Annotated in this window: 21 protein-coding genes; 9 read left to right on the top strand and 12 right to left on the bottom strand. The window is 68.3% G+C overall.

Annotated elements, in window-relative coordinates:
* Window positions 1-70 precede the first annotated feature (70 nt).
* Window positions 71-316, top strand: coding sequence for a hypothetical protein (locus ACH34W_RS53560; RefSeq protein WP_395969015.1), 246 nt, complete (start codon window positions 71-73; stop codon window positions 314-316).
* Window positions 317-424: 108 nt separating this feature from the next.
* Window positions 425-1,159, top strand: a complete 735-nt coding sequence (locus tag ACH34W_RS53555) for an SMI1/KNR4 family protein (RefSeq protein WP_395969014.1) — start codon at window positions 425-427, stop codon at window positions 1,157-1,159.
* 505 nt (window positions 1,160-1,664) lie between these two features.
* Here the strand turns inward: ACH34W_RS53555 and ACH34W_RS53550 are convergent.
* Window positions 1,665-2,249 (bottom strand): Uma2 family endonuclease, encoded by a 585-nt coding sequence (locus ACH34W_RS53550; RefSeq protein WP_395969013.1) that lies wholly within the window; start codon window positions 2,247-2,249, stop codon window positions 1,665-1,667.
* On the opposite strand from ACH34W_RS53550, the gene ACH34W_RS53545 reads away from it, so the two are divergent.
* Together ACH34W_RS53545 and ACH34W_RS53540 are read left to right on the top strand one after the other, a co-directional pair.
* Entirely contained in the window at window positions 2,240-2,635 is a 396-nt protein-coding gene (locus ACH34W_RS53545) for a hypothetical protein (protein WP_395969012.1), read from the top strand. The two genes, ACH34W_RS53550 and ACH34W_RS53545, sit on opposite strands and share 10 nt — an antisense overlap.
* On the top strand, window positions 2,610-3,812 hold the full coding sequence (locus ACH34W_RS53540; RefSeq protein ID WP_395969011.1) for a hypothetical protein: 1,203 nt from the start codon (window positions 2,610-2,612) through the stop codon (window positions 3,810-3,812). The genes ACH34W_RS53545 and ACH34W_RS53540 overlap by 26 nt, the downstream gene beginning before the upstream one ends.
* A 349-nt stretch (window positions 3,813-4,161) precedes the next feature.
* On the opposite strand, the gene ACH34W_RS53535 is transcribed toward ACH34W_RS53540, so the two are convergent.
* The 6 genes from ACH34W_RS53535 to ACH34W_RS53510 form a co-directional block, all read right to left on the bottom strand.
* Window positions 4,162-5,607 carry an aldehyde dehydrogenase gene (locus tag ACH34W_RS53535; RefSeq protein WP_395969010.1) on the bottom strand — a complete coding sequence of 482 codons (1,446 nt, stop codon included), beginning with the start codon at window positions 5,605-5,607 and terminating at the stop codon, window positions 4,162-4,164.
* Window positions 5,604-6,419: an alpha/beta fold hydrolase gene (locus tag ACH34W_RS53530; RefSeq protein WP_395969009.1), complete on the bottom strand. Its 816-nt coding sequence runs from the start codon at window positions 6,417-6,419 to the stop codon at window positions 5,604-5,606. The genes ACH34W_RS53535 and ACH34W_RS53530 overlap by 4 nt, the downstream gene beginning before the upstream one ends.
* Window positions 6,420-6,433: 14 nt before the next feature.
* The gene (locus ACH34W_RS53525) at window positions 6,434-7,537 is read right to left on the bottom strand and encodes an NAD(P)-dependent alcohol dehydrogenase (RefSeq protein WP_395969008.1); all 1,104 of its coding nucleotides are present in this window, start codon (window positions 7,535-7,537) and stop codon (window positions 6,434-6,436) included.
* 307 nt (window positions 7,538-7,844) lie between these two features.
* Window positions 7,845-9,614, bottom strand: a complete 1,770-nt coding sequence (locus ACH34W_RS53520) for a sigma-54-dependent Fis family transcriptional regulator (protein WP_395969007.1) — start codon at window positions 9,612-9,614, stop codon at window positions 7,845-7,847.
* A gap of 351 nt (window positions 9,615-9,965) precedes the next feature.
* Window positions 9,966-10,904, bottom strand: a complete 939-nt coding sequence (locus ACH34W_RS53515; RefSeq protein WP_395969006.1) for a peptidase inhibitor family I36 protein — start codon at window positions 10,902-10,904, stop codon at window positions 9,966-9,968.
* A gap of 34 nt (window positions 10,905-10,938) precedes the next feature.
* Window positions 10,939-11,826: a peptidase inhibitor family I36 protein gene (locus ACH34W_RS53510; RefSeq protein WP_395969005.1), complete on the bottom strand. Its 888-nt coding sequence runs from the start codon at window positions 11,824-11,826 to the stop codon at window positions 10,939-10,941.
* Between the two features lie 978 nt (window positions 11,827-12,804).
* On the opposite strand from ACH34W_RS53510, the gene ACH34W_RS53505 reads away from it, so the two are divergent.
* The gene (locus tag ACH34W_RS53505; protein ID WP_395969004.1) at window positions 12,805-13,209 is read left to right on the top strand and encodes a VOC family protein; all 405 of its coding nucleotides are present in this window, start codon (window positions 12,805-12,807) and stop codon (window positions 13,207-13,209) included.
* A 176-nt stretch (window positions 13,210-13,385) separates the two neighbouring features.
* Window positions 13,386-14,006, top strand: a complete 621-nt coding sequence (locus ACH34W_RS53500; RefSeq protein WP_395969003.1) for a site-specific integrase — start codon at window positions 13,386-13,388, stop codon at window positions 14,004-14,006.
* A 617-nt stretch (window positions 14,007-14,623) separates the two neighbouring features.
* Here the strand turns inward: ACH34W_RS53500 and ACH34W_RS53495 are convergent.
* From ACH34W_RS53495 to ACH34W_RS53475, 5 genes are all read right to left on the bottom strand, one after another.
* A complete protein-coding gene (locus ACH34W_RS53495; protein WP_395969002.1) occupies window positions 14,624-15,319 on the bottom strand; it encodes a hypothetical protein in 696 nt (231 codons plus the stop codon).
* On the bottom strand, window positions 15,316-16,221 hold the full coding sequence (locus ACH34W_RS53490) for an ABC transporter ATP-binding protein (RefSeq protein WP_395969001.1): 906 nt from the start codon (window positions 16,219-16,221) through the stop codon (window positions 15,316-15,318). Before ACH34W_RS53490 ends, ACH34W_RS53495 begins: the two co-directional genes overlap by 4 nt.
* Window positions 16,218-16,592: a GntR family transcriptional regulator gene (locus tag ACH34W_RS53485; RefSeq protein WP_395969000.1), complete on the bottom strand. Its 375-nt coding sequence runs from the start codon at window positions 16,590-16,592 to the stop codon at window positions 16,218-16,220. The genes ACH34W_RS53490 and ACH34W_RS53485 overlap by 4 nt, the downstream gene beginning before the upstream one ends.
* A 747-nt stretch (window positions 16,593-17,339) precedes the next feature.
* Window positions 17,340-18,026 (bottom strand): GntR family transcriptional regulator, encoded by a 687-nt coding sequence (locus tag ACH34W_RS53480; RefSeq protein WP_395968999.1) that lies wholly within the window; start codon window positions 18,024-18,026, stop codon window positions 17,340-17,342.
* 23 nt (window positions 18,027-18,049) lie between these two features.
* On the bottom strand, window positions 18,050-18,778 hold the full coding sequence (locus tag ACH34W_RS53475) for an aspartate/glutamate racemase family protein (protein WP_395968998.1): 729 nt from the start codon (window positions 18,776-18,778) through the stop codon (window positions 18,050-18,052).
* Between the two features lie 1,251 nt (window positions 18,779-20,029).
* On the opposite strand from ACH34W_RS53475, the gene ACH34W_RS53470 reads away from it, so the two are divergent.
* From ACH34W_RS53470 to ACH34W_RS53460, 3 genes are all read left to right on the top strand, one after another.
* The gene (locus tag ACH34W_RS53470) at window positions 20,030-20,809 is read left to right on the top strand and encodes a FadR/GntR family transcriptional regulator (protein ID WP_395968997.1); all 780 of its coding nucleotides are present in this window, start codon (window positions 20,030-20,032) and stop codon (window positions 20,807-20,809) included.
* A gap of 85 nt (window positions 20,810-20,894) precedes the next feature.
* Window positions 20,895-23,081, top strand: a complete 2,187-nt coding sequence (locus ACH34W_RS53465; protein WP_395968996.1) for a hypothetical protein — start codon at window positions 20,895-20,897, stop codon at window positions 23,079-23,081.
* Window positions 23,078-23,809, top strand: coding sequence for an SDR family NAD(P)-dependent oxidoreductase (locus ACH34W_RS53460; RefSeq protein ID WP_395968995.1), 732 nt, complete (start codon window positions 23,078-23,080; stop codon window positions 23,807-23,809). The genes ACH34W_RS53465 and ACH34W_RS53460 overlap by 4 nt, the downstream gene beginning before the upstream one ends.
* Window positions 23,810-24,048 lie beyond the last annotated feature (239 nt).

The following is a 24,048-nucleotide window of genomic DNA, read 5'->3' as shown; positions in this document are numbered from 1 at the left end:
CCAGGCTGCTGATGATCTGGGATGATGCTACGTCTGGCGAGCAGGGGGGTGAACGATCACAGGAGAAGCCATGACCGGTCAGTTCGAGGCGCCCACCAAAATCCGCTGGGTCGAGATCTCCAAGAACCTCGTGACGGCCCGCGAGGGCGGCTACGACCTCACCTCCACCCCAGACGACAAAACCCGCCTGCGCGTCTTCAACATCCTCGAAGGCCACGGCGTCGGCAGGCTCATCGCAGGCTTGGCCCTAAGCTCGGCACGCAAGGAGGCCGACGCCTTCCTCCAGCGCATCAAGGCGGCCGTCGAGGCCTCTTGAGCAGGAATTGACACCGCGAAGCCACGCCCCCTGCCGTACGACCCCCGCAAGCACGATCGGCGGCAGATGAGGTAGTCGCCTGCGGTGGCGATGTCTAGAGTCTGCGTCGTGACTGACACTGGAGCCGACGTCGACAAGCGCGTTGCCGAGGCGTGGGCGCGGATCGAGGCTGGCCTGAGTCGCGTCCTGCCGGCTTCCCTACGGCAGCTCAATGCGCAGGCCAAGGTACAGGCAATCGATGCAGTGGAGGCCGCCTTGGCTATACCACTGCCGCAGGATTTCCGCGTTAGTCTCCGCATTCACAACGGAACCGACCCCGGCCCGACACTGCCGCCCCCTGAGCCCAGCCCGGTACCGCTGACTTACCTCTGCGACACCAACGAGATCATCGAGATGACCCGGATGTGGCGCGACAACTATCATCTGGAGCCGGACTGGGACGATCCTCAGGTCTGGGCATACCTGGTCGATACGAAGATGCTCTGGCTGAACGGGCCGGTACGGCCGATCATCGGTTCGCCGGGCGCAGTGGTCGTGGGCGACATGAATGGCGACGTGCAGTGGCTGCTCGACTTTGATCCGGCCCCAGGGGGAACGCCCGGACAAGTGGTTCGGGTTGACGTCGAATGCGCCTCATGGGACGTGCTGGCTCCGTCCTGGACGCAGCTGCTCGTCCGCTACGCCGAAGATCTGGAACTGTACGCGGCTGATTCTGATAACTCGACTCTAGAGATCGATCACCTCGGACCGGCCTGCGAATGGGGCAGCACGCCGACGGACTCTTGGGGGATGCGTCCCGCATGGCTCCAGGACGTTCAACCTCGCAGTCCATACCCGACATGATGGCCCCCTGCACAGCTGTCCTCACGGCCGAGTGTGCCGCCCAACGCCTACATGACCTTGAAGAAGCGAATGCCCTGTCATCGGCATGACCGCGCGCGACGAAGAAGCACATCACGCTGCGCTACTGCTGCCGTCAGCATCTCGAAGACGTCAAGGACGCATGGGAACAGGGGAGCTTTCTCTCACCGAAAGTGATCACTCGTCGCTAGGCGAAATGGTGCCGCCGCCCACTCGGAGTGGCTGCGCGGCGTCCCGTGCGCGGACGCGTTCGCGCACGGTCTTGCTGGCGGACCGGTTGACCTTGGGCTTCAGGCTCCCGTCCCACCGCGGGTAGATGTGGCGCCGCAACGAGTCCGGGAGGATCAGGGGTGTCCTAGTCCGAAAGGCGATCTTCCAACCGTAGAGCAGACATCCGACAGCCCGCCAGAGCAATGTGGAAGCAGGAGGCCCGTGGCCTGGGAGTCGCGGGCCGCGAGGGTGTCAGCCTGCGACCTGTTGGGTGATATCAGCGCTCGCGGACGGCCTTGAGTTCGATGTCGAGGGCGAACGGCTGAGTTGCGATGATCCGATCGTGGTGCACTCCAGTCGCCACGTATCCGCCGGTCGCATCGTCAAGTTCGTAGGTATAGATCGCGAACGCCGGAGCGGTCTGATCGGTCTCCACTCGCCAGCAGTGCCGGATCCCAGCCTCCGCGTATAGGGCCGGCTGCACCCGCCGGTCCTTGCGCTTGGTAGACGGTGAGACGACTTCGACGACGAGGGTGACCAGATCGGCGGGGATGGGACGTTCGTAGGCGTCGTGGTCGGTGGAGTACACGACGATGTCGGGGGCGATCTCGACCGGCTCCACTTCGTCATCGTCCAGGAGGACGTCCACGTCGGTGTCGACCTGCCAGGCGTCGGGGGCTGCCTCTTCGATTCGGGTGGCCAGACGCCGCGCGATGCGCTGGTGAATCGGACGGGGCCGTGGGTTCACGACAAGTTCTCCGTGGATGAGGCTCACGCGTACCGGGAGGTCTTCGGGCAGCGCCTCATAGTCTGCCCGAGTCCAGGTGTCGCCGGACGGCAATGGGAGAGTCAGTGCAGGCATGGCTCCTGGCGCCTCCGGTCGGGCTGGTGCGGGTACTTAGTCAGAGTACCTTCGGTGCATTCTTCGCCGAGGTCTTCCGCGTCACCCAGATGACGATCATGCAGACAGCGATCGGAGCGGTCACGGCCGCCGGAGAATCGTGGGACCGCGTCGGGGCCGCGACCCGCTCGTTCCTGCGCGGCTACGTCACCGACAACGCGGCCCGCAAGCTGCTTCGCCAGGCCATCGAGGTTCTGGGCTGGAATCGCGTCCGTGCCCTCGACGAGGAGACCGCTCTCCCCCCGCAGTGGGGGACGTGGGTCTGGGCCATAACCGTTCAGGCTGAGGCGAATTGGCACTACTCGGGCATACCATCCGTTCATGGATCTCTCGCCCATCACGCGTGAGGCCGTGCTGGATGCGATTGCCGAGTGCGATCGCTTGGGGCGGGACCGCTTCCTCGATGAGTACGGCTTCGACCCTGCGCGTCGGTACTTGCTGCACTACGACGGCGGCTTTTACGACTCCAAGGCCATCGTGGGCGTTGCCTACCGTTCCGTCGCGGGTCGGCCGCTGAGCGCCGGGGAGTTCTCCGGCGGACAACAGACCGTCGGACGACTCCTTACCCGGCTGGGATTCGAAGTGATCACCGACGAGATCCTTCCGCCCTTTCCACGGTTCATGGCGCAGTTGCAGGGGTTGCGCGTCGCCAGCACCGCTGACGGACCGGCCAGGCATCAGCCGATCACCCTGCTGTGGGCACTGGGACGCGCCGCTCACCATGCCCCACGCCTTGTTTCCTGGAACGCGGCTCACACCGAACTGCGCGGGCTCCTGCGCGAGTACGGCCAGCCGCGTTCAAGGCCCCGGCCAGAGTTCCCGATCCTCGCCCTGGCCAACACCGACCTGTGGGAACTGCGTGGTCACACCGGGGCTATCCCAGCAGCGCACGGCGAACCCCTCGGATGGATGGAGGAGCACAACCCGCACAGCGGTCTGTTGCCCTGGGCGTATGAGCTGGCAGCCTCCTCCGAGGAGGCACGGGGCGAAGCCATCGCAGAACTCGGCCATCGATTCTTCGACGGCGCGATCCTCCAAGCGCTGCTCAGCGAGGTAGGCCTTCAGCCTGCGCAGGCAAGCCCTCCCACGCGACAGAACGACAGTGACCTCAAGGCCTACCAGCGCCTTTGCCGCAGTGTCGAAGCCGCCGAAGCACGTGGCGATCATGACCGCACCAGCCGTACGACTAGCGAGCGGCCCGTACGTTCCACGACTGCGGTCAGGGCTGTGCTACTGCGCAGTCGGGGCCGCTGCGAGAACCCCGTGTGCGCCGGCCAGCCAGACGACGTCACTGACCGCGGCGAGCCCATCCTGGAAGTCGACCATGTCGAGGACCGCGCGAACTGGGGCCGCGACCACCCCATTCAGATGATCGCGCTGTGCCCCAACTGCCACGCCATCAAAACCCGCGGCCAGACCCGCGAGCAGCTTCGCAGGCTCCTCCTGACCGAGGCCCGCTCCCGCCACACGGCCTGGGAGGCCCAAGCAAGATCGCTCGCCGACCTGACTGAAACAGGGGTGTGAGGAACCCTTTCGACGCTGATCGGCTCTACATCTGGCCGGGGCTGGACCACGTCCAACCCCTGCGGCACAGGGTTGCGTCCGGGACAGTCTTGATCGGCCTCGCTTTCACGTGCTGTTTCGCTGATCTCCGCACGTAAGAGGCGGTGTGCATGCTGGGTTCGAGTCCCGCCACCCTGACCGGGCATTACCCGGTCAGGGCCTGATCAAGGGAGTGGATCAGGCCCCTGACGGGGTTTCTGGAGATCGTTGGCCGCGGAGGCGGTTTGCTCAGCCAGGCCCTATGCGGCTTGGGATCACACTGGCACTGCGGCGGTTCGCGCCTCGGTGCCAGGGTGACGGGGCTGGCGGGTTACAGGTAGACGGTCTGAGTTTGCTGGTAGCCGGCTAGGCCCTCTGGGCCCAGCTCGCGGCCTAGGCCGCTTGCCTTGACGCCGCCGAAGGGGGCGGCCGGGTCGGGGATGTATCGGTTGACGCCGATGGTGCCGGTGCGGACGCGGTGGGCGACGGCTGCGCCGCGTTCCGGGTCGGATGTCCATACCGTGCCGCCGAGGCCGAAGTCGGAATCGTTGGCGAGGTGGACGGCGTGGTCGACGTCGTCGTACGGGATGAGGGACAGGACCGGGCCGAAGATCTCCTCCTGGGCGATGACGGAGGAGTTGTCGACGTCGGCGAAGACCGTCGGCTCCACGAACCAGCCACGGTCCAGGCCCTTGGGGCGGCTCCCGCCGGTGGTGAGGCGGGCGCCCTCGGCGCGTCCCTTCGCGAGGTACGACTCCACGCGGTCGCGCTGGCGGGCGGTGGCCATGGGGCCGATCTGCGTCGCGGGGTCGCTCGCGTCCCCTACGGTCAGGGAGCCGGCGAACGCGGTGAAGGCGTCGACGACCTCGGTGTACCGGCTGCGCGGGGCGAGGACGCGGGTGCCGAGGAAGCAGGTCTGGCCGTTGTTGAGGAGGGTGGAGGTGAACAGGCCCTCGCCGATCTTCGACAGGTCCAGGTCTGCGTCGTCGAGGACGATCGCCGCCGACTTGCCGCCCAGTTCTAGGGTGACCGGGCGCAGCAGCCGGCCGCAGGTCTCGCCGATGGCCCGGCCTGCGGCCGTGGAGCCGGTGAAGGCGACCTTGTCGACCGCCGGGTGGGAGACCAGGTAGGCGCCGACCTCGCGGCCTGCTGGAACGATGTTGATCACGCCGGCCGGGACTCCGGCCTCCTCGATGGCCTCGGCCAGCAGGTAGGAGTCCAGCACGGTCTCGGGGGACGGCTTGATCACCAGGGTGCAGCCGGTCGCCATCGCGGGCGCGATCTTGAACATGGTCAGGGCCTGGGGGAAGTTCCACGGCACGATCGCCGCGACTACGCCGATTGGTGTCTTGCGGACCTCGATCGAGCCGCCGAACAGCCCGTCCCGCGTCTCCGTCACCGCCAGCCCGCGGGCCTGCGCCACGTAGTAGCGCAGCACGGCGCTCGGGTACCCGGTCTCCAGCTGACGTGCGACGGCGACGGGCATGCCGTTCTGGGCGCTGACCCGTTCGACGAAGCCGTCGGCCCGCTTGTCGATGGCGTCGGCTAGGCGTTCCATCACCTCGGCCCGCCGCGCGGGTTCCCAGCTCGCCCAGCCGGTCGGGTCGTCGAAGGCGGCGCGGGCGGCGGCGACCGCGCGGTCGATGTCGGACTCGGTGCCCTCGGGCACCTGCCCGATGGGCTCCTCCGTGCTGGCGTTGACGGGGTTGATGGTCTGGCTCGTGGCGGGGCGGACCCATTCACCACCGATGTAGAAGGTGTCGTAGCGCAGGTTCATTGGTCTGCTCCAAGAGGGCTCGGGTGGGTGGTGGCACGGCACACGGAAGCGGCGAAGGCGTCCGGCGCGTCGACATGCACGAGGTGGCCGGCTCCGGGGATCACCTCGCTGCGGATCGCGGGCACGGCACGTACCAACCGCCGGTGCAGGGTGTGGAAGAAGGGGTGACTGTCCTCGCCGATCAGGAAGGTGATCGGCACGCGGATCGCGCGGATCCGACGCATCGGCAGGTGTTCGAACATCACGCCGTAGGGGTGCGGATCGAGCTCCGCCAGGATGTTGCGGGCATGGTCGAGCAGCCGGTCGCGTTCCTCCTGGGGCGCTTTGTCGTACGACTCCTCGGCCGCCCAGCGGAAGAAGTACTCGGCTCCTTGCTGCGGGCGGCGGCGCAGCTGAGCCCACTTGGCGCGGGCCACCATGCGCAGTTGATCGGCCCTGGGCCGGCGCAGGCCGTGGTACGGCGGTTCCACCACGATCAGACGGCGCACCAGATCAGGGCGGGTGGTGCCGAGCGCGAGGGCGATGTTGCCGCCCGAGCTCCAGCCCAGCACCGTGGCCGGCGCCATGGCGACGTGCTCCAGCATCGCCACCGCGTCTGCGACGTGACGCCGGTGGTCGCGCACAGGAGGATGCGCGGAGGCGCCGTAGCCACGGCGGTCGTAGGCGATGACCCGGTGCCCGGCCGCTGCCAGGTCGCCGGTGGTCCGGCCCCAGGTGGCGGCCTGTGCACCGCTGCCGTGGATCAGCAGTAGCGGCTCGCCGGACCCGTGCTCCTCATACGCCAGGTCGGCACCCTCGTACGAGAGGAACATCGCTGTTCGCCCGTTCAGCCGAAGGTGAGGACAGGCTTGAGCGTGGTGCCCTTCTCGGAGTCCTCGACGGCCTGGTTGATGTCCTCGAAGGCGTACGTCTTGATCAGCTTGTCGAAGGGGAAGCGGCCCTGCTGGTACAGGTCGACGAGCATGGGGATGAACAGCTGCGGCACGCTGTCGCCCTCGACGATGCCGCGCACGCTGCGGCCGAAGAGGAGCGAGGACATGTCGAGGGAGACCTCGGTGCCGAGCGCGGCGGCGCCGATCAGTCCGCAGGTGCCGCCCTGGTTGAGGGCGTCCGCCGCCTGTCGCAGCACGGCCGGGACCGCTGTGGTCTCCACCGTGAAGTCGAGGCCGAGGCCGCCGGTGAGGTCTTGGAGCGAGGCCACCGTGTCGCCCGCCGCGCCGTTGATGACGTGGGTGGCACCGACCTCCTTGGCGAGCTCCAGGCGCTGGTCGTTGAGGTCGACGGCAATGATGGTGGTGCAGCCCGCGATGACGGCGCCCATGACGGCGCTCAGGCCGACCGAGCCGGCGCCGAAGATGGCGATGCTGCTGCCCGCCGGAACCTTGAGCGAGTTGAGGACGGCGCCCGCGCCGGTCTGGATGCCGCAGCCGAGCGGGCCGAGCAGTTCCAGAGGCGCGGCCGGGTCGACCTTGACCACGTTCCGCTCGGAGGCGAGAGCGTAGGTCGCGAAGGAGGACTGGCCGAAGAACACGCCGTGCACGTCGTCGCCCGACTCGCGATGCAGCGGCGTGCTGCCGTCGAGCCGGGAGCCGGCGAAGTTGCATGCGAAGAACTGGTCGCAGTAGGCGGGGCGGCCCTGCAGACACGTGCGGCAGCTCCCACAGGACTGGAACGTGAGGACGACGTGGTCGCCAGGAGCCACCGAGGTCACTCCGTCGCCGACGGCCTCCACGACGCCGGCGCCCTCGTGGCCGAGTACGGCGGGCAGGGGGACCGGGTACCACTGGTCGCGAACGATCAGGTCCGTGTGGCACACCCCGGAGCTCACCATCTTGACGACGACCTCGCCGGGGCGGGGGTCGTCCAGGTCGAGGGGTTCGAGGGTGAAGGGGGCGGCCGTGGTCTCGGTCAGCGCGGCGGTGATCTGCATGTTGCGGCTCCTTGCCGTTGTTCACTCACCGGAAAAGTAAGCTCGCGCGTCCCCTCACAACTGTTCAATTCGTGGACACTTCGAACAGGGCCCGTGTCCACTCGTCGTGATCAGCCCAGCCGGCCGCCCCTGCGTCGGTCCAGCCTGCCGCCTCTGCGTCGGCTCAGGCGGCCGCCTCTGCGTTGGCTCAGGCGGCCGCCTCTGCGTTGGCTCAGGCGGCCGCCCCTGCGTTGGCTCAGGCGGCCGCCCCTGCCTCGGCCCAGCCTGCCGCCTCTGCGTCGGCTCAGGCAGCTGCCGCTGGGGCGGCTCAGGTAGTGATCTGCAGGGTGCGCATGCGGTTGTAGAGGGTGGTGCGGCTGATCCCCAGCCGCTTCGCGGCATGCAGCTTGTTGCCGCCGCACTCGCGCAGCGCGGCGGCGATCGCGTCGTGTTCGGCGCGCTCCAGTGGCGTCATGCTGCGCCGACGCGGGCTGACCCGGTACCCCTCCGGCAGGTCCCAAGGGGTGATGTCGCCCACCGCGCGGTGTTCGGCGACCGTCCGGACGACCGCGTGCAGTTCGCTCAGGTTGCCGGGCCACGGGTGGCCTGCGAGGGCCGCCAGCGCGGCTGGAGTGAAACGCAGCCGGTCGCCGATTCCCAGACCGTCGAGCATCGCCCGGACGAGTTCCGGCAGCTCCTCCGTACGCTCCCGCAGCGTCGGCAGATCGATGTGCGCCGGGCAGGCGGCGGCCAGTGCGGCCCTCTGACCGGTGAGTTCGGCGAGGGGAGCACCGGTCAGGGCGATCCACGGGCCAGGTCGTTCCATGAGCCGGCGCAGGCGGACGGCCCAGGCGTCAGGCAGCAGCTGTACGTCCTCGACGATCAGCAAGATCGGGCGGTCGTCCGCCGTCCTTTCCCGGTCGGCCGTCGTCTTTTCTCGGTCGTCCGCTGTCCTCTCCAGGTCGGCGTCCGTCGCCCTCTCCAGGTCGGCGGGCCAGGCAGCCTCGCCACGTACGACGGCTTCTGACGCTTCCAAGATGACGATACGTGTACGGTCCACATCCACCAGTGACCGTGCCGTCCTGGTGCGTCCTGTTCCGGGTTCCCCGCCGACGTACACCGGCGTGCCCGGCACGAGGTCCGTGGTCCGTACGGCGGGACGCCTGGCGAAGCCAGCGATCCGGGCCGAACCAGCGATCCGGGCCGAGCCGGCGATCCGGGCCGTCGCGCTCGGCCCAACCGGCTTGTCGAACTCGAACAGCACGCCCTCCGCCCCGGGCGCGACCGCCTGGAAGCGGACGGAGACTTCTCGACCGGAGGCAAGCTCGACCGAACGGACCGTATGCGGCTGCGGACTCTCGCCGACGCCCCGACGGACAATGCCGACCGCGAGTTCACGCAGCCGGATGTGGTCCACGGGGTCAAGGAGCTCCACGGCGGAGGTATTCGCCAGCACCACGCCCTCGCCGAGCACGAGCACCGGCCGGTTGCGGCCTGCCGCCGCCGTCTGGAAGGCCGCCAGCATCCGCTGTTCGGCGCGACGCGTGGACTGCAACAGCCGTTCCTCGATATCGCGGGCCGCGCGTGCGATGAGCGGGGCGAGCAGGGGAGAGTCGTTCCCGGTGTCACAGGTGATATCGAGAACTCCCACCAGACGGCGGGTCACCGGGTGGGTGATCGGATGCCCGTAGCAGCTGAACCGTTTGAACGGCTCCAGGTAGTGCTCCTCGCCGTGTACCGCGACACCACGGCGCAGTTCGTGTGCCGTGGCGATCGAGTTCGTCCCTGTGGTCTCCTCCAGGAAGACCCCGCCCGCCACCACTCCGAGCCCTTCCAGCTGGTCGCGCAACCGCCCGGCACCGATGGGCATGTCCACGATCCGCGACTCGCGGTCGGTGAACAGTACGCAGAAGCCCCCGTCGCCGAGCTGCTCGGCGAGTTCGGCGAGCACCGGCTCGGCAGCCGCCGCCAGGCGGCTGCGCCGGTCCACCGCGTCCGGCTCGACGCGCAGGTTCGGAGCCCCGGGGCTGAGCCCGCTCATCTCGGAGCGCCACCAGGAGCGGGCGATCTCTGGACGGAGCGTGTCACTGGGCTGCACAGCGACCTCCGGCGAACTACATGCCGCGTTTTCGCGACTTGGCGCTGATAAACGCAGAGTACGGGCATCCGTCGGGCTGGGGAACCCATGTCCGTCTTCCACATGTGCAGCGGCCAGGTACGCGAAGAGCACGTCCTGCAGTGTCCGAGGCTGATCGGCGGCGAAATGGTCGCAGACGATGGGCTTCAGCACGACGTTCGGAATCGCCTCGGCGAGTGCGCGCCAGCAGAACGCACTAGTTCCCCGCCGTGGGTCGCACGGCGGGGAACTAGGGTCGGACTATCTCCGATGGTCAGGGCCTGATGATCCCCTGGGGTCCCCGTGGGTCAGGGCCTGATCGGTCTCCGAGGGTCAGGGCCTGATGGTGATGTTCCTGTAGTAGGCCCTGAGGATCCTGGCGTAGCCCCAGCCCGCCCTCGCCTTGTCGCGAGAGCCGTACTGCGACATCCAGTCCCCGGTGCGCCACGCGCCGCACGCGGTATTCGTCGCGCAGTACTGGGCCATGAAGATCTTCCCGTTGCGGTTGATCCGCTTGCCCCACGTCGCGTCCACCGCGGCGTTGGTCACGGCCTTCGCGGAGCCGGGCCTGTAGACCTGGCTGTTCGTGTTGTCGTAGACGTCGAAGCACTGGCCCGCGGACGTCTTGCGCGTCGAGTGGAGCGCCCACCACCAGGCGTAGCTCTTGACGGCCATCGCCCCGGCACGCAGGGACTCCCTCGGCCAGCTCGTGATCCACTCGTTGGGCAGGACGTTCTTGACGTAGGTCTTGAACGGCACCCGGTCCACGCGCTTGAGGCCCACCCGGTACACGAGGATCGAGCTGGGCAGCTTGGTGTTCGTGCCATCGGTCTTGCACTTGTTCGGCGGCGGGGAACCGATCCTGTGCGAGGCGTTCTGGTTCTTCAGGCCGGCGTTCAGGTTGCCCCTGGCGCCTGCCCTGAAGGCCTGGGACCTGCCGCCGTAATTGCTGTTGTAGTAGACCCGGACGGTCTTCTTGGTGCGGTTCCAGACCGAGGCGGCGTGGTTCTTGACGCACTTGCCCTTGCCGGCGCCCGCGCCCTTGAACTCATAGCACGAGGGCTGCCTGGCCTTGTAGTCAGCGATCGAGCCGGTGAAGTCCGAGACCGAGCCCTTGTTACCGCTGTTGTAGTAGAGGCAGAACTCGCCTACCTCGCACTTGCCGTTGCGGGCCGCCGCCGAGGCGGGCGCCGATGCGCTGACGAGGAACGCCCCGCCGAGCGCCATCGCGGTGGTCGCCGCAGCGAACCGCGAGATCAGTCGTGTTGACACAGTCGTCCTTTTCTTCCGTTAGAGGCCCGGTGCTCTATCGGACGTTGTAGCCCTGGGAGTTCCAGAACGGGGTGGGGTTCGGGTTCTCGAGCTTCCAGTCGTTGACGCTCTTGGCCGCACGCAACTGGCGTCCGCGGCGCATCTCGACGTGGGTGTGCGCGCCTGCCTTGGACGACACGCCGCGCCACGACTCGTCGGCGATGATCTGGCCCTTGCTGATCGTCTGGCCGACGCGCAGGGAGGCGCGGGGCGCGGAGTGCAGGTAGATCACCGTCCTCTTCAACGAGGCGTTGTAGATGGAGATCGTGGAGAGTCCACTACTGCCGGTGGCCCCGCGCGCGAGGTAGATGATCTTGCCGGATGTCAGGGAGCGGACATCCGCGCCGACGCCGCGGGCGAAGTCGATGCCTTCGTGCCGGCCGGGGGTGTTCCGGTAGCCGTCGAAGCCGGCGGTGATCCGGCCGGTCTGGGGCCTGTACAGCCCGCGCGTCATGTTCGTGCGCGATGACGGCGAGAACTGGTGGGAGGCGTTCTGGTTCTTCAGGCCGGAGTTCAGGTTGCCCTTGGCGCCCGCCTTGAAGTCCTGGTACCTGCCGCCGTAGTTGCTGTTGAAGTAGACCCGGATGGTCTTCTTGCTGCGGTTCCAGACCGAGGCGGCGTTGTTCTTCACGCACTTGCCCTTGCCGGTGCCCGCGCTCTTGAAGTCGAAGCACTTGGGCTGCTTGGCGCCGTAGTCGGCGACTGAGCCGGTGAAGTCCGACAGCGATCCCTTGGTGCCGCTGTTGAAGTAGTAGCAGAACTCGCCGCTCTCACACTTGCCATTGCGGCTTGCCGCCGAGGCGGGCATTGCGGTGATGAGCACCGCCCCGCCGAGTGCCACCACGGCTGTCGTCGCGGTGAAGATCCGGTTGAGCCTTATCACGAAGTGCCCCTTCCCCTTGGGAGCTCACGTTTCGATGGTCACCACCCGGCCGGGTCCCACCCCGGCCAGGCGAAAGCGTGTCAATCAGTTGATCGTGAAAGAGATGCCGTCCCGCGATTGTTGCGACGCTCACCACGGCCAAGAGCGTCCCTATCTCCTATCCGTCCTTCATGACAGACACCTTCCTGTCCCCCGTGCCGCTCCTGGTGAGCTGCTGTGACTGCGCTTGGATGCGTCTTTCGGCCAGTGCTGAAAGACGCAGGAGGAAGGTGTGGGCCAGGCACATTCGCACCGCCATTCCTTCCATTGCTTGGGTGAACACTGTGCGGGGTGAACGCACAGGGCCCAAGCGGAAGCGAAGGGGGCCCTGAGCGGCAGAGAGCGACCGGCCGGTTGCTGCACGGCAACGTTGGCACCGGGCGCCATGCCCTGCCAAGAAAACTTCGTCCAGGACGTGTACAGATCTCGCTGGACAAAAGAATGAGCAGGTCAGAAGCTTATGGGTGGACGTCCTAGAGGAGGGGCCGCTTGGCCGGGATCAGCACCCGTCTGGTCGCGGGGTCCGGGTGGGAGCCCTCCCAGGATTCCTCCGACGTGCCTGGTCAGCGCGCTGACCGATTCGGCAGGGCTCGCACCGCGCAGACACAGCGGGATGCCCGGCCAAGTCAGGTCGGTATCTGGAGCGGCGCCTCGAGAGACTGAAACGAAGCGGAATAAGGCGCGCCGCAAGACGACCGACGTGGAAGCCTCGGTAGACGACCAGGCCGCTCATATTCACAGCGCCCGGCTCCACAGCCCGATAACCAGGATAACCATATAACGATCAAGGGTCGCCATAAGTTCGCACGAAGAGGTCGTGACTTTAAGGAGCCTCGTTCGCCGTCCGTACGGCACAGAATTCCAGCTACTGCGTCCGGCCGTCAGGGTCCGCCGGTGAGGAGTGGTGCCCCTCGTCCGCGTGGCACTAGTCTGCCGAGCATGCGCATGCTGCATCTGGGGCTGCGGGTCACAGACCTGGAACGTTCGCTGGCCTTCTACACCGCACTCGGATACGCCGAGCTCGGCCGTGTCCCCGAAACGGACTTCGGCAGCCTGACCATGCTCCAGCTGCCCGACGATCCGTTCGTCAGCCTCGAACTCGTGCACGACCCCGCAAGACCGGTCAAGGACGTCAGCGCCGTCAACCACCTAGTCGTCCAGACCGACGATCTCGACGCCACGATCGCCGACCTCGCTGCCAAGGGCATCACGGCCGAGCCGCCGACCGAGCCGGGGCCAGGAATCCGGACGTCATGGCTCACCGACCCCGACGGCTACAGGATCGAGCTAGTGCAGTGGCCACTGGGCCATCCGGCCGGCATGACGGCAGCCGATTTCGCCTGACGAGCCGGGCACAGCAGTCACCGAGGCGAGCTTCCTTGGGCCCGCATTGCTGAGGCGAACTTCCTCGGGCCGCGTTGACATGTTGACCGGACTACGGAGCCGGCCCTCCGCGTGTCGTGGACAGCCATTTGGGAGGCACCGATAGGAAGTCACGCGACCCAAGAGGAGGGATTCGCGTGGCGATACCGGACGAGCCGGACCGAGACGTCGGCATCATCGAGTTCCCGAGCTGGGGTCGCGTTGTGGCGACCGGCGGTGTCGTGCCGTACGAAGTCCTCGACGACGACGGCCAGCCGATCGAGCCGATTCGGCGCTACCTGCGGGATTTCGTCGCCCAGGGACGTCGGCCCGGCAGCGTACGCAGCTACGCCTACGACTTGCTCCGCTGGTGGCGCTGGCTGCGTGCCGTCGGCGTCGAGTGGGACCGAGCGACCTCGGTCGAAGTTTGCGACCTGGTGCTCTGGCTGCAGCGGGCGACCAAGCGACGTCGGACAGCGCGGACGACGTCGGCCGCCACAGCGGGGACGATCAACCCGATCACGCGCAAACTGCATCCGGGCGACCGGTATCAGCCGCGGACGATCCGGCATAGCAACGCCGTCCTGCGCGCCTTCTACGAGTTCTGGATCGAGCGCGGCGCTGGGCCGCTGGTTAACCCGGTGCCTTTGCAACGCCGCCGCGGGCAACGGCCGAACGCGCACCACCATCCGCTGCAGCCGTTCCGGCCCGAAGGGCGGCTGCGCTACAACCCGCCCGTGCCCAAACGCCGGCCGCGAGCAATGTCCGACCAGCGTTGAAGAACTTCTTCGAGGCGTTGGGCTCGGATCGGGACCGGGCGCTCGTCGCGTCGAACAGATCACCCGGAACCTGCGCGACCGCATCGAGGAAGCCCGCATCAACGGCTGGCTCGGCGAAGTCCAAGGACTACAAATCAGTCTCGACGCCGCTGGCCGCAAGCTCGCCGCCCTCGACCGGCTAGCCCGCAAGCAGCCGTCCGCGCCTGTGTCTCTAGGTATGCCGATCATTCCCGGAGGACGCCGATGACCTGCGAAAGCAGCGCAGCCCGCGAGTTGATCTCCGTAGTTCGGAAAAGGTTCCGGGACCGGCTGCCCCGCCTGGGTGAACTCGTCGACGCCCGCTGAGTCGGCACGCGCGAAGCAACAGTACCTGCTCGTCCAACAAGCGTCACACGCAGTGTTTGAGCTGGTCGGTTAAGTGCGCCGAGCGCGTTCTCGCTCAATCAACTTGTCATATTCAGATCCCGAGACCTGCGGCGGGCGGGGGCGTGTTGTTGCTCGTCATTGCATCTCTCCCAAGGACGCGGGCGGACAGGGCTGACAATCTGGCGGCCCATCACGGCGGATGTTGGCGTTCGCGTTGTCCGGTGTCCGGAGCGGCCGAGTGCCCGCCGCGCCTACGCCGTGGCACGGCGGATGAGTCTGTACCCGCAGACCGCGAACGCGGCGGCCACCAGGACCGGCCAGCCGGCGAGCAGCGCCGTGGGGGACTGGTCGAGCAACCAGCGGCCGATCGCGTGCCATTGCCGGGTCCACGTGATCAGCGCGGCGGCCAGCCCGAGCGCTGTGAACGTCAGGGTGAGGCTGGCGAGGACGCCGGTGGTGCCCCAGCGCAGGTACAACGTGCCGAGCAGGATCCCGAGGTGGGTCACGACCAGCATGGGTACCGCGTACCCGAGCAGGAGCAGCACCGGGTTGGCGTCATCCATGAACGGCAGGCCGAAGAAGCGCATCCCCATCCCCCAGTAGCCGGTGGCCTGTTCCACGGCGCGCAGCAGGCAGAGCACCAGCGCGTAGACCACCGACTGGACGACCGCGAGCAGCGACCAGGCCAGGTAGAACTCCCGGCGGGTCACGCTCATGCCCAGCGCGTACGGGAAGATCTGGTTGACCGAGACGGTGGCCATCCCGATCGCGACGCCGCACAGGCTGACCAGACCGCCGGTGTTCCTCACGCCGTCGCCCGGGTCGTAGTTCGCCATGAAGGTCAACAGGTTGATGCCGAACACGACGGCCGTCATGCCCCACGTCCAGCCCAGGATCTGCGGCCAGGCCGGCATCTGGAGACGGGCCACCTGACGGATGCGGTTCATCGGGCGGCCTCCCGGTCCGCCGGCGCCGTTGTCGTCGGCGGTACGGTCAGGCGGACCACGAGTTGCTGCAACGACAGCGGCTCCAGCTCGACGTTCAGCGCCTGCGCGAGCGCCTTCGCGTGCGGTCCGAGCCCACCGAGGATGGTCGACCGGACCAGGCCGCTCAACCGCTCGCGGTGCAACTCGGTGCGTCCGGCGGCGAACCCGTCCACGGCCTCCGCCCGACCGGTGGCCGCCACCGCCCGCCCGCGCAGGTCGTCGGCGTCCTCATCGAGCAGCAGCCGGCCACGGTCGATGAGCAGCACCCGCTCGATCAGATCGCTCACCTCGTCGATAAGGTGGGTGGACAGCACCACGGTGCGGGGATGCCCGGCGTAGTCGGCGAGCAGGCGGTCGTAGAAAAGCTGCCGGGCGGCCGGGTCGAGCCCGAGGTACGGCTCGTCGAAGAACGTCAGGGGCGCCCGCGCGGCCAGCCCGACGGTCACGCCGAGGGCCGACAGCATGCCCCGCGAGAGCCTGCGGACCAGCCGCCCGGCCGGTAGCTGGAAGTCCGCGGCGAGGCCGTGCGCGAACGTGTCGTCCCAGTTCGCAAACAGCCGGCGTGCGGTGTGAAAGACGTGGCGCACGGTGTAGACGTGGGGGTAGCGCTGGCTCTCCCGGACGAAACAGACCTTCGACAGGACGGCCGGGTTCTCCACCGGTGGCGCGTCGAAGACCGACACGTTCCCCGACGACGCGAACGCCTGCCCGGTGAGGATCTGCATCAGGGTGGTCTTGCCCGCCCCGTTGCGCCCTAGCAGGCCGTAGATCGTGTGCTCGGCCAGCGCGAAGCTCACGTCGTCGAGCGCCGTGACGTCACCAAAGCGCTTGGTCACCCCGTGTGCGGTTACCACCTCCGTCATCCCAGGTCCCTCCCGACAACCGCACCGAATGAATCGATCATCTTCATCAGCTCCTCGTGGCCGATGCCGAGCTTGCGCGCCTCGGCGAGCAGGGGTTCCACGTACTGTTCGGTGAACCGTTCCCGTCGCCGCTCGCGCAGCCTGGCCCGGGCGCCACCGGCGACGAACATGCCGATGCCGCGTCGCTTGTAGAGCGTTCCCTCCGACACGAGCTGGTTGACGCCCTTGGCCGCGGTGGCCGGGTTGATCCGGTGAAAGGCGGCAAGCTCGTTGGTGGACGGGACCTGGGCCTCCTCCACCAGCGACCCGTCGATGATCGAGTTCTCGATCAGCTCGGCGATCTGAAGGAAGATCGGTCGGTCGTCGTCCATCGTTGGCTTAGCCGCCCAACTGGTTAGCTACACATGTACCTAACCACGTAACCTTGGGTCGCCGCGGCTGTCAAGCCGCCCGGGCGTCCCGCGACCTCAGCCGGCGGCGGCGCCGGGACCTGTTTCCCGCTCAGGAAAGGCAGCCGGGGATGCGTGGGCGGCGTCGTCTCGACGCAGCGGACGGTGTGATCGGGCCGTACGGTAGGCGGCGCCGTGCGCACCTGGGGCAGAGTGGACGCAGACACCGACACCGACACGAGGAACGGTGGCCGACCAGGACGAGCGACAGCACCGTCCGCGGGACCGCGTCCTCGTGGAGCGCGTGCGCCTGGTCCGCGAGTCGGAGCTGAAGCTGACCGAGCGTGAGGACGATGCCGACGCACGGGACCGGGCGGCGGATGCCCGGGACCGCACCGCCGATCAGCGGGGATCACCGTGCCGATGAGCGGGACAGGGCGTTAGAGCCTGGCTGTCATGGCCACGATCGCGGCGATCATCATCTGTGACTTGCATCGAGCAATGCAAGTCACATTCATGACAACAAGCGCGAGTGACTGCAACTTCGATGAGTAACGACACTCGCCATCCTGGACAAGATCGCTGAAGACCATGGGTGCCTCCAGGTAGTCCAGTAAAGCTGTCGTTGCGCCCGCGTCACGTACGCCCGGTGCCGACAGATCCCGACCTCGGCTGGGATCCCCCATCCCTGGCCGATCGCCGCCCCGATCTCCGACGGGGACTGGTGTTCTAACCGGTCACTGCCTCAGCGAACTGGTTGGTGTCAAAGAGCTCGTTGATGTGCCCGCCCAGCTCGGACCAGTGCTGTCCGGAGAGTTCACCGGCGGCGCGGGCGTCGCCACCGGCGCAGACGTCGATGAGCTGGTCGTGGTGCTCGATCGTGTTGCGACCGCCGAGCAGAGTGGAGAACTTGCGGTAGAGGATGCGGTGGATCTGCGGGTGGAGCTGCTCGATGATCCGGCCGAGCACGGGGTTGTCCGCGACCGTGATGGGCACGGCGTGGAAGCGATCGTCGGCGGCGAGTGCGGCAGTGATGTCGTTGGCGGCGACGGCCCGTTCGAAATCGCGGTTGGCCTCGCGCATGCGCATCAGGTCCTGCTCGGTCATGTCCGGAACGGCTGTCTCGACGGCGAGCTGGTCGAGGGAGCGCAGGACGGCAAGGGTCTTTTCGACGTCGCGGCGGTTGAGGGTGGTGATGCGGGTGTAGACGCCGGGCTTGGCTTCAACCAGGCCGATGTCGGCGAGCCGGGCGAGCGCCTCCCGCACCGGGGTACGGCTGAGGCCTAGGCGCTCGGCGAGCTCACCGTCCTTGACCTTCTCGCCGGGAACGAGTTCGCCGCGCACGATGGAATCGCGCAGGCGGTCGAAGACCTCGTCACTGAGGAGGCGGCGAGAGACAGGGGTGTCCAGCGACATATTGCGTACAGTACATCGGCGCCCTATCTGGCTGTGTCCTCGCTCATGGCACGGCGGACCAGGGCTTGGGCCAGGACGAGAGCTGGGTCGATAAGCGGGACGTCCACGGCGTCGGCGGGGAGACCGAGGGGGATTTCGGTGCAGCCTGCGATGACCGCCTGCGCGCCTCGTTCGGTCAGGCGCTGTGCGGCGCGGGCCAGGAGCGCGGTCGTCATGTCGTCGCGGGTGCCTGCTTTGACCGCGCGGATGGCGGTCATGACCTCGCGGTCCTGGCTGACGGCATCGGGCAGGACGAGGCGGATCCCGAAGCCGTCCAGCCACTCCTGGTACAGGCCGGCGCGGACGGTGCCGCTTGTGGCGAGCAGCCCGGCGGTGTGAACGCGAGGGCTCAGCGTGGTGAGGTGCCGGGCGACTTCGCCGATCATGTGGACGATGGGCAGGCCGACGTGGTCCACGATGCGCGGGACGAAAGCGTGCGCGGTGTTGCACGGGATGGCGATGACGGTGGCACCGGCCTCGCGCAGGATGCGGCTGCCATCGAGAAGCCAGGGGGTGGGGTCGGGGCCGCCGCCCAGCAGGGCCTCGGTTCGGTCGGGGATCGTGGGGTCGGACCAGATGACCGTTCGGAGATGTTCCTGATCGCTGGAGCCGGGCGTTGTCGAGACGAGCTTCGCGAAGAAGTCGGCGGTGGCCGCCGGCCCCATGCCTCCCAGAATGCCGATGATCTCCGGGGCAGGGGTACGGGTGTTCACGGTGCGGCTTCCTTCCGCAGGGCCCTGGCCTGATGCGCGGCCAGAGTGTGGATGTCTCGCAAGTGCCGCGTTTGGCTCACGCCGGTGCGGGCCGTGTCGACGATGAGGGAGCAGGCGACGCTGGCCATGCTTGGGAGAGGAGCAACAGCACGCCGACCATGTGCAGCAGGGAAGTGTCCGCACCGTTGGCGCTGACGAGGAAGACCCGCGCAGCCGCCTGGTAGAGAACGGAGCCGTCGGTGTTGCAGGACGACGAACGAGGTCGTCGACCGGCTGAGCCCGAAAGCTTCGATCGATTGGACTCCGATCGGCATCCGGAGACAACGCCATAGGAACCCTGAAGGCCGGTCCGGTGTGGTGTCTGCGCTGGTGGGCAGGTATGCGCGGCGTTCATGAACCCTCACCACTGCAATATATTGCATTCTGCGTGTTGGCGATAGGGTCGGCCCCGGGACGGCTGCCCGTCAAGAGGCTTCCGCACTGGTATCCCGGCTTAGGTCCGGCGGCATTGACGAGGAGCATCAGATGGCGCAGGCCACACGCATGGGGTACGACCTGGTGGGAGACATGCCCGTTCCGTCCAAGAGCATCGCCGACTGATCTCATCAAGATCATCTGTGTGGCGGAGCGGTTGCCGCGCTCTGCGAGGCCGACGAAGTCGCCCCGCAGAAGGTTCGGCGCCGTCCAGTCGTGCGCGAGCTCATCACCGAGTTCGCCCGCCGTGCCACGGCCGAAACGTTTGACCCTTAGGCTCTGGCGATGGTGGACGGAGCCCGGCACAGCGACCGGCAATGAGACGCACGCAGGGCGCAGATCCGTCTGGACCATCGCCGAACTCGGCGAGGGTGCACCCGGAGAATCCGGGTCAGGGCGGGCCCGTACGGTGCCGTGCGGCCCTCAACGTCTGCTCTGTGCTTGAGCGCACCCACCTTGCGCGCCGCGCCGTCGTCGATCCATGCGCTGCCGGTGTACGGCCGGGCCGCCCGAAGGCTGATTTCGCCACATGTTTCGGCGGGCTCTTCCACTTCCTGTGTCTCTTCGTTGAACACAAGAGCCGGCAGGGTCACGTCTTCCCTGCGTAGGTTCATCGCCTCCTAAGGACGCAGTGCGGCGTAGTACATCAGCGCGAAGAAAGCGACGAGCCGCATGGAGCATCTGATACTGGACAGCTGCGCCCCCGGAGATCAGCATGGCGCAAGTAATTACTTACAAACTATCCTGGCCAGACAGGTCAGACCAAAAAGGAGATCGATGGCACCGCCCAGCAAGGACGAGCTGACCACCCACCTCGTGGACGAGATCACGTCCGGCCGCCTGGCGGCCGGCGCGGGCCTGCCGCCCGAGCGCGAGCTCGCCCAGACGTTCGGGCTGAGCCGCCCCACCGTGCGCGAGGTGCTGCGCGGTCTCCAGGAGCGCGGGCTCGTGGAGATCGTCCCGGCGCGCGGCACGTTCGTCCGGCAGCCGAGCACCGTCGACGGCGCCCGCTCGATGGAGTCGCTGTACCGGCGCGGCGCCGTCACCGCGCACGACATCATGGACGCCCGCCTGATGCTGGAGACCTACGCCGCCCGGCTCGCCGCCGAGCGTGCCACGCCCGGCGACGTGGACGCGATCGAGCGCTGCGCGGTCGAGTGCGAGGCCGCGGCCGGCGTGCTCGACCGCGCCCACCTCGACATCACCTTCCACGGCCTGATCGCGAAGGCGAGCCGCAACGCGGTGATCGAGACGATGTTCGGGTCCATCGCCGGTTTCACGTTCGAGCTGATGCTGCGCAGCCACTTCGACGCGCACGTCGCCGAGCGCGGCCTCCCGTACCACCGGTCAATCGTCGACGCGCTGCGCGCCGGCGACGGCGACCGCGCCGCCGAGGCGATGCGCGCGCACCTGACGATCGCCGCCGACCTGTACGGCCCCGACTACGACCGAAGTATCGACAGCGTGGTCCGCAGCCAGTTCCCAGGGCTCGGCTCACCCCAGCCGCTGGAGCGGCTCCTCGCCGAGGTCGGAAAGCGGTTCGGCGCCGGGAAGTAGCGCGATCACCTCCTTGACGTGGCGAGACCACGCCCGCGATATTTGGTCAGATCGGTCAGACCGGCCTGTCCACACGAGGTGGTCCATGATCCTCCCTGCCGCCGCCACACGCTCCACGATCGACTTCCGGCATGCCCCCGCGAGCGGGTGGACGCTGATCTGCCGGCCCGACGACCCGCACAAGTCCCTGGTGCGCGAGGACGGCGCGCTGCTGTACGGCTTCCACGGCGTGGCGTTCGACGCCTGGCACTTCGACGTGGTGATCGAGCCGAGCGCGCAGACGACCGGCCGCCCGGTCGCCGTCGAGCAGCGCACCGAGTCCGCCGCGCGGCCGATCGTGCACACCCGCGTGCGGTACCCCGGCCAGACACTCGACATGATCGCCTTCGCGTCGTACGAGGACGGCCGCCGCTGCGACATCATCCTGTGGACGGTCACGGTCGACGACGAGTCGCTGACGGGCCTGCGTCTCGACGTGTACCAGCGCGACGCCGCGCTCGCGGCCGCCGGACCGCCGCCGCACCGGACGGTGTACCCGACGGCGCCGCCGGCGCCGACCGCGGCCTGGACCGACGACCTGCCGGCCGTCGCGGGCGAACCGGCGGGGACGTGGTTCCTGCACTCGGCCGACCGGCCGCTCCTCGGCACGTACGCCACCGGGTTCCGGCCGGCGAGCGGCCTGGTCACCACCCCCGAGATCGTCGCGGGCGGCGGGAGCGCGAGCGGCGCGATCGTCGTCGGTCTGGGCGGCGCGAGCCCCGCGGGCGTGGATCTGGCCTGGGCGCGGGCGCGGCTCGTCGCCGAGCGGGGGTACTGGGACGAGCTCGTCGTGCAGCCGCTCGCCCTGCGGGTGCCGGATCCGGACGTCCAGGACATGCTGACGGCGTGCGCGCGCAACATGCTCCAGGCGCGCGAGATCGAGGACGGCCTCCCGGTCCTGCACGTGGGCCCGACGATCTACCGCGGGCTGTGGCTCGTGGACGGGCACTTCCTGCTGGAGGCCGCACGCTACCTGGGCCTCGACGACACCGCCGACGCGGGCCTGGAGATCCTCATGCGGCGGGCGAGGGCCGACGGCGCCGTCGTGGGGATGCAGGACCAGCCGCATCTGAAGGAGACCGGCATCGCCATCTCCACGCTGGCCCGGCAGGCCGAGCTGTCCGGCGATCTCGGCCCGCTGCGCAGGTACTGGCCGTCGATCCGCGCGGCCGTCGCGCACATCCAGGAGCTGCGCGCGCAGGCCGCCGAGCTGCCCGCGGACCATCCGCTGCACGGTGTCCTGCCGGAGGCGTTCGCGGACGGCGGGCTTGGCGGACGGCGGGCCGAGTACACCACGACGATGTGGACGCTGATCGGCCTGCGGTACGCCGTGCGGGCGGCGCGGCTGCTGGGGTTCGCCGATGACGCCGCGGAGTTCGACGCGGCGTTCGGAGACCTGCGGCACGCCTTCCTACGCTCGGCGAACCTGCGGCGCGCGATCGCGCCGGACGGCACGCGCTACCTGCCGATGGCCCCGGCGGGCGGCGCACACCAGTTCCATCCCGAACTGCCCGATGATCAGGTGCCGCGCTGGCGGCAGATCCAGCCCGAGACCGCGACGTGGGCGTTCTGCCACGCGATCTGGCCGGGCGAGGTCTTCGCGCCGGGTGAGCCGATCGTCGCCGACCTCCTCGCCCTGTTCGACGCTCGCGACGGCGAGCAGGGCATCCCGGCGACCACCGGCTGGCTGCCGTACCGCGCCGTCTGGACCTACGCCGCGTCCTTCGCCGCGCACGCGTGGCTCGCCCAGGGCCGCCCGGACAAGGCCGCCGACTACCTGTACGCCTTCGCGAACCACGCCCACCCGACTCGCGTCTGGCGTGAAGAGCAGCCCCTCACCGGCAGTGACCTCATGCAGATCTGCGGCGACATGCCGCACAACTGGGCCGCGGCCGAGTTCATCCGGCTCGTCCGCCACCTGCTGGTGCTCGAGCGCGGGGACGCCCTCGAGCTCCTTCCCGGCACGCCCCCGCACTGGTTGTCGCCCGGCTCGCGGATCACGGTGGAGCGCACCCCGACGCGCTTCGGCCGGATCAGCCTCGACGTCGCCGCAGGCGAGGCGGACGTCGACCTGCGCATCACCTGGCACGGCGCCGACCCGTGCCCGGCCCGCCTGCACCTGCCCGCTGGCATCACCGACGTACGGGTGGCCGGCGAGGCCCTCGCCGTACCGCCCGGCGGCGTCCTGGAACTGCACCTGACCGGCGAACTCCACGTGAACGGGCGAACATGACCATCACCCCTGGACTCGGCGTCGTCATCACGGGCGGACTCGGCGACATCGGCAGCGCCATGGCGGCCGAGCTCAGCGGGCGCGGAGCCGCCGTCACCCTTATCGACATCGCGGAGATGGTGGAAGCGGGCGACTCCGGCGGTGCCTACCGTCGCGCCGACGTACGGGATGCCGCCGCCGTGGCCGCCGCGCTGCGCTCCGTCGACCCGCTCGACGTCGTGATCGCCAATGCCGGAATCGTCGACTCCGCACCCTTCCTGGAGATCACCGCCGACCAGTGGCGGCGACACCTCGACACCAACCTCACCGGCTCCTTCAACACCGGACAGGCGGCGGCACGGTTGATGGTCGAGCGCGGGCGGCCCGGCCGGATCATCTTCACCTCCTCCTGGGTCCAGGATGTCCCCTGGCCCGAGATCGCGGCGTACTCCGTCACGAAGGCCGGCATCAAGATGCTCGCCCGCAGTATGGCGGCCGAGCTGGCACCGTACGGCATCCTCGTCAACGCCCTGGCGCCCGGCATCGTCCAGGCGGGCATGGCCCGTCACCAAATGGAGACCGAGCCCCAGTACGCCGCCCGCATCGCGACGGCCGTTCCGCTGGGACGGCTCCAAACCGCCGAGCAAGTCGCCCGTGCGACGGCTTTTCTCTGCTCGGAGGAGGCGGACTACATGACGGGAAGCACCCTCCTCGTCGACGGCGGCTGCACCCTCCGGGTCACGCGATGACCATCGACCGGCGCCGACTCTGGACGACCGGCTCGACGAAGCGGCCGGGCCTCTAGGGCACGTCTCAAAGTCAGCTGCCCTAGGGCGACGCGTGCCGACTTTGAGACACGCCCTAGGTGTATTCGGCCAGGACGTTGGTGGCGGGCCGGTAGGAGTTGACGTAGGGAGAGCCCCCCGGGTGGGGTGTGGGTTGTCTAGGTCCACATCCACCGGGAGGCTCTCGTGTCTCACCGTAACGC

The organism is Actinomadura sp. 6N118 (assembly GCF_044326415.1).
Classification (GTDB): Bacteria; Actinomycetota; Actinomycetes; order Streptosporangiales; family Streptosporangiaceae; genus Spirillospora.
This window is presented reverse-complemented; position numbering and strand designations above follow the sequence as displayed.

Bases quoted from the DNA above. Each gene is read 5' to 3' on its own strand.
- ACH34W_RS53560 (WP_395969015.1), top strand. From the start codon at position 71: ATGACCGGTCAGTTCGAGGCGCCCACCAAAATCCGCTGGGTCGAGATC.
- ACH34W_RS53550 (WP_395969013.1), bottom strand. From the start codon at position 2,249: ATGCCTGCACTGACTCTCCCATTGCCGTCCGGCGACACCTGGACTCGG.
- ACH34W_RS53540 (WP_395969011.1), top strand. From the start codon at position 2,610: ATGGATCTCTCGCCCATCACGCGTGAGGCCGTGCTGGATGCGATTGCC.
- ACH34W_RS53535 (WP_395969010.1), bottom strand. From the start codon at position 5,607: ATGAACCTGCGCTACGACACCTTCTACATCGGTGGTGAATGGGTCCGC.
- ACH34W_RS53530 (WP_395969009.1), bottom strand. From the start codon at position 6,419: ATGTTCCTCTCGTACGAGGGTGCCGACCTGGCGTATGAGGAGCACGGG.
- ACH34W_RS53525 (WP_395969008.1), bottom strand. From the start codon at position 7,537: ATGCAGATCACCGCCGCGCTGACCGAGACCACGGCCGCCCCCTTCACC.
- ACH34W_RS53505 (WP_395969004.1), top strand. From the start codon at position 12,805: ATGCGCATGCTGCATCTGGGGCTGCGGGTCACAGACCTGGAACGTTCG.
- ACH34W_RS53495 (WP_395969002.1), bottom strand. From the start codon at position 15,319: ATGAACCGCATCCGTCAGGTGGCCCGTCTCCAGATGCCGGCCTGGCCG.
- ACH34W_RS53490 (WP_395969001.1), bottom strand. From the start codon at position 16,221: ATGACGGAGGTGGTAACCGCACACGGGGTGACCAAGCGCTTTGGTGAC.
- ACH34W_RS53485 (WP_395969000.1), bottom strand. From the start codon at position 16,592: ATGGACGACGACCGACCGATCTTCCTTCAGATCGCCGAGCTGATCGAG.
- ACH34W_RS53480 (WP_395968999.1), bottom strand. From the start codon at position 18,026: ATGTCGCTGGACACCCCTGTCTCTCGCCGCCTCCTCAGTGACGAGGTC.
- ACH34W_RS53470 (WP_395968997.1), top strand. From the start codon at position 20,030: ATGGCACCGCCCAGCAAGGACGAGCTGACCACCCACCTCGTGGACGAG.
- ACH34W_RS53465 (WP_395968996.1), top strand. From the start codon at position 20,895: ATGATCCTCCCTGCCGCCGCCACACGCTCCACGATCGACTTCCGGCAT.
- ACH34W_RS53460 (WP_395968995.1), top strand. From the start codon at position 23,078: ATGACCATCACCCCTGGACTCGGCGTCGTCATCACGGGCGGACTCGGC.